A 721-nucleotide genomic window follows, 5' to 3' on the forward strand; every position below is an offset into this window, starting at 1 on the left:
CAACCGTGTAACTGGCGTTGCAACGTTGAGTGATTCCCGCGCGCCCCAATAAAACCAACGTTCTTAAAACCTTGTTCAATCAGGTGTCTGGTACAGGCCTTACCCACTTCGAAGTGATCCACGCCAATGTTGAGATAACTGGCCTTTGAGCTCAGTTCGGCAATCTCTAACACTGGCGTATTTGACGCCTCTAACAGTTGATGCGTTCGCTGACTATGCTCACTTCCAAACAGTACAACGCCCGCAGGACGGCTCTCTAAAAAAGTCGAAAGCAACTTTTCTTCTTGCTCAATCGAGTAGTCGCTGTAACCCAGCAATAGTTGATAGCCCGCTTTGTTTAACGCCTGTTGGAAGCTTGGTAAGAAATGCGCGCATGCTTTTTCAAACAGTGACGGAATGATTAGAGCGATGGAATAACTTTCTGCAGATGCGAGTGCCCCTGCGGCTTTGTTCGGGATATAGCCGAGCTCATCAACCACTTGTTGAATTTTTTCTCTCAGCTTATCGGATACCAGCTCTGGCGTTCGTATTGCTCGCGACACCGTCATCGTGCCTACGCCTGCTTGTTTGGCGACATCAGCCAAAGTGACATTGCCGGTACTTCTTCGTTTGCGAGGTTCGCTCATTGTTTTTATTTAATGTTCTCTAATTTCAGCTGCGACATCTTATCACAGCGCTTTAATGGTTTTGATATTAGCGCATTAGAACTCGAACACCAGCA

1 protein-coding gene is annotated in these 721 nt (G+C 47.2%); it reads right to left on the reverse strand.

Going from position 1 to position 721, the window contains the following annotated elements; genetic code table 11:
• On the reverse strand, window positions 1–626 hold a 626-nt coding region (locus R8O11_RS27555; RefSeq protein WP_318194917.1), incomplete at its 3' end, for a LacI family DNA-binding transcriptional regulator.
• Window positions 627–721 lie beyond the last annotated feature (95 nt).

The sequence above is a fragment of the Vibrio sp. 1288 genome (assembly GCF_033344475.1).